The sequence below is a fragment of the Falsiroseomonas oryzae genome (assembly GCF_027856955.1).
Taxonomy (GTDB): Bacteria; Pseudomonadota; Alphaproteobacteria; order Acetobacterales; family Acetobacteraceae; genus Falsiroseomonas; species Falsiroseomonas oryzae.
Window position 1 is genome coordinate 1 of record NZ_JAPSMD010000494.1, and the last position, 3,564, is coordinate 3,564.

General features: G+C 74.2%; 3 protein-coding genes. 2 read left to right on the forward strand and 1 reads right to left on the reverse strand.

Going from position 1 to position 3,564, the window contains the following annotated elements:
- The first annotated feature begins 246 nt into the window (after nucleotides 1-246).
- Together OZN99_RS27645 and OZN99_RS27650 are read left to right on the forward strand one after the other, a co-directional pair.
- Nucleotides 247-1,644, forward strand: coding sequence for a M20 family metallopeptidase (locus tag OZN99_RS27645; protein WP_270938441.1), 1,398 nt, complete (start codon nucleotides 247-249; stop codon nucleotides 1,642-1,644).
- Nucleotides 1,645-1,792: 148 nt separating this feature from the next.
- Nucleotides 1,793-2,413: an EF-hand domain-containing protein gene (locus tag OZN99_RS27650; RefSeq protein WP_270938442.1), complete on the forward strand. Its 621-nt coding sequence runs from the start codon at nucleotides 1,793-1,795 to the stop codon at nucleotides 2,411-2,413.
- Nucleotides 2,414-2,492: 79 nt separating this feature from the next.
- Here OZN99_RS27650 and OZN99_RS27655 read toward each other — a convergent pair.
- The coding region (locus OZN99_RS27655; RefSeq protein WP_270938443.1) for a glycosyltransferase at nucleotides 2,493-3,564 on the reverse strand (1,072 nt) is incomplete at its 5' end.

Sequence of the window (3,564 nt, forward strand, 5' to 3'; positions counted from 1 at the left end):
CCATCGTGCCGGGCCTGCTGCTGCCGCTGGCCGCGGGTGTGCTGCTCGGCGCGGGGCTCCCGGGCGGCGGCGGCGGCGGCAGCGCGCCGGCCTCCACGCGGTAGCCCGCGATCGCCCTGAGTGTGCGCACCGAAGGTGGGCACGGCGAAGGGCGTGAATCGCGGGTCCAGGGCCGGCGCGACCGGGGCTGGACCCGGCACGGCAGGGGCGGCAGCCTGCCCGCCCTCAATGCCAGGGACGCACCCCATGCCCAGCCGCGACGCCGCCATCGCCCGCGCCCTCGCCAGCTTCGACAGCGGCGGCTTCGAGGCGACGCTCGCGCAACTCGTCGCCATCCCTTCCACCTCGCAGGACCCGGCCGGCGCGCCGCATCTCGACCGCTACCTGGAACAGGGCATCCGCCCCTGGCTCGACCGGCTGGGCTTCGCCAGCCAGATCCACCCGAACCCGCTGCCGGGCTTCGGCCCGATCCTGACCGCCGCGCGCATCGAGGATCCGTCGCAGCCCACCGTGCTGCTCTACGGCCATGGCGACACGGTGCGGGGCCTGGAGGACCAGTGGCGCCCGGGCCTCGACCCCTGGACCGTCACGCCGGAGGGCGACCGCTGGTACGGCCGTGGCACCGCCGACAACAAGGGCCAGCACGCCATCAACCTGGCCGCGCTGGAAGCCGTGCTGGCGGAGCGCGGCGGCCGGCTCGGCGCCAACGTCAAGCTGGTGCTGGAGATGGCGGAGGAGCGCGGCTCCCGCGGCCTGCGCGAATTCGTCGCGCAGCAGCGCGAGGCCCTGGCCGCCGATGCGCTGATCGCCTCCGACGGGCCGCGGGTGGAGCCCGGCCTGCCCACCATCGCCACCGGCACGCGCGGCACCTTCCACTTCGACCTGGTCGTGAAGCTGCGCGAGGGCGGCGTGCATTCCGGCCATTGGGGCGGGCTGACGCGCGATCCGGCGATCCTGCTGGCGCACGCCATCGCCGCCATCGCCGACCGCGACGGCAAGGTGCTGGTGCGGGACTTCCTGCCGCCATCGATGCCGAATTCGGTGCGCGCCGTGCTGGATGGCTGCCCGGTGGGCGGCGGGGAGGGCGCCGCGACCATCGACGAGGGCTGGGGCGAGCCCGGTCTGACGCCGGCCGAGAAGATCTATGGCTGGTGCAGCTTCATCGTGCTGGCGATGCTCTCCGGCCGGCCGGAGAACCCGGTCAACGCCGTGGCGCCCGACGCCCGCGCGCATTGCCAGATCCGCTACACGGTGGATGCCGACACGACGCGCTTCGCCCCCGCGTTGCGGCGCCACCTGGACGCGGCCGGGCTGCAGATCGTCGCCATCGAGAACCCGGGCATCCGCATGCCCGCCAGCCGCACCTCCCCCGACGATCCCTGGGTGCGCTGGGCGCAGGCCTCGATGGAACGCTCGCTCGGCAAGCGGGTGCAGGTGATCCCGAATTCCTCCGGCGGCCTGCCCGGCGATGTCTTCGTGGACCATCTCGGCGTGCCGCTGGTGTGGATCCCGCACAGCTACAATGGCTGCAAGCAGCACGGCCCGGACGAGCACCTGCTGAAGGCGACCGCCCGGGAAGGGCTCGCGGCCTTCGCCGGGATCTGGTGGGACCTGGGGGAGGGCGGCGTGCCGCCGCGGCGCTGACCTTCCCGCTTCGGCAATCTTCCTCCGCGATGGTAACGGCAGGCGTTACGATTCCTCACGGGAGGACATGCTGACCGCAACGCTGGCGTTGCATGCGCGCTCCATCTTGCAGGTGTCGCCGGATCCCGCCGGCACAAGGAGACCTGAGATGAAGACCTCCCGCATCGCCCTGCTCGCCGGTGCCGCGCTGATCGCCGGTGGAGCGTTCGCGCTGCCGGCCCTCGCCCAGCCCGGCCCTGGCGCCGGCCCGGGTGGGCATCACCGCGGCGGTGGCGGCTTCGCCGCCGGCGAGGCCTTCGCCCGCGCCGACACGAACAACGACAGCCGCGTCAGCCGCGACGAGGGCTGGACCTGGCTGCAGGCCCGCTTCGTGGAGATCGACGCCAACCGCGACGGCGGCGTGACGATCGAGGAGTTCCGCGCCTATGCCCGGACGCGGATGGGCGGCCGCACCCCGCCGGCCGAGGCGCAGCAGCGCGCCGAGCAGCGCGGGCAGGGCATGTTCCGCGCCCTGGACGCGAACGGCGACGGCCGCATCTCGCTGGAGGAAATCCGTCCCTTCGCGGAGGCGATGTTCCGCGCCCGCGACACCAACTCGGACGGCTTCCTCTCCCGCGAGGAGGCGATGCCGCGGCGCGTCGGCTACCACGGCCATCACCACGGCCCCGGCTACGGTGGACCCGGCACGGGCCCAGGCATGATGGGCCCTGGCGGTGAGCGTCGCGGCCCGCCCCCGGCCGCCCAGCCGCCGGCCGGCCAGTCGAACTGACGCCAGGCTCCCTCCCCCGCTTCTGCGGGGGCTTGCGGCATGGCCGCGAGGCCGAAGGCTGGTCGGGGTGGGGGCGCCCTCACCCCGCCGCCAGTTCTGGCGCCCGCTGCAGCAGCGCTGCGTCGAGCTCCGCCCGCCGCGCCCACAGGCTGCGATACCAGGCGAAGCGGGCGGGGACCTGGTCGGCCAGCAAGCGGTTGGCGCGCACCCAGTCCCGCGCCGCCGCGCCGATCGCCTGCGCACGCTCCGGCGCGGCCAGCAGGGCGCGCAGCGCGGCGCGCAGCTCCGCCGGGTCGCGAATGATCAGCCCGGTCTCGCCGTCGCGGATCGTGCCGCCATAGACCACCGGGCTCGCCAGGCTGCACAGGCCGTGCGCGCCGGCCTCGACGAATTTCAGGTCGGACTTGAAGTTGTTGAAGCGCGTGTCGGCCAGCGGCAGGAAGGCCAGCTCGCAGCGCGCCATCAGCGCGCGGAACCCGGCATAGGGCAGCAGCGGCGAGAAGCGCTTGTGCGGCGTGCGCAGCGCATCGAAGGTCTGCCGGTCGAACACCACCTCCACCGCCAGGCGCCCATCCGCCTCGGCCAGCACCTCGTCCAACACGGGCAGGAAGGGCGCGGTGTCGTCCTCCCGCCGCAGGGCGCCGAGGAACAGCGTCATGCGGCCCGGATCGACGAAGTTGGCCGGCGGCGGCAGTTCCGCCACGGTGTTCGGGAACACCGCGACCTCCGCGTTGAACTGCCGGAACAGCGCCTCGAGCTTCGGCGTCGTGGTCTGCACCGCATGCACCCCGCGGAAGGCGAAGTGGCCGGAGGCGCCGATGGTCGGCCAGTGGTCGGGATCGTCGTCGAACTCCTGCACGACGACGCAGCCCTTGCGGCGGAAGTGGTTGACGAAGGTGATCGCCTGCGGGCTGTCGAGCAGGCGGCGGTGCAGGATGACCAGGCGCGCCGCGCCGTCCGGCACCGGCGGCATGTCCGGCCCGTGGCCGAGCCGCAGCCCCACCCCCGGCCAGGTGGCCAGGGCGCCGAGCGGCAGGTCCATCCGCACGTCGTTCACGCCGCCGACGGGCTTCAGCACATGCGCCAGCAGCATCATCGGCGCGGGCGCGCGTCGCGCGGCGCGCAGCAGCCAGCGGGCGGGTCCGGCGCGG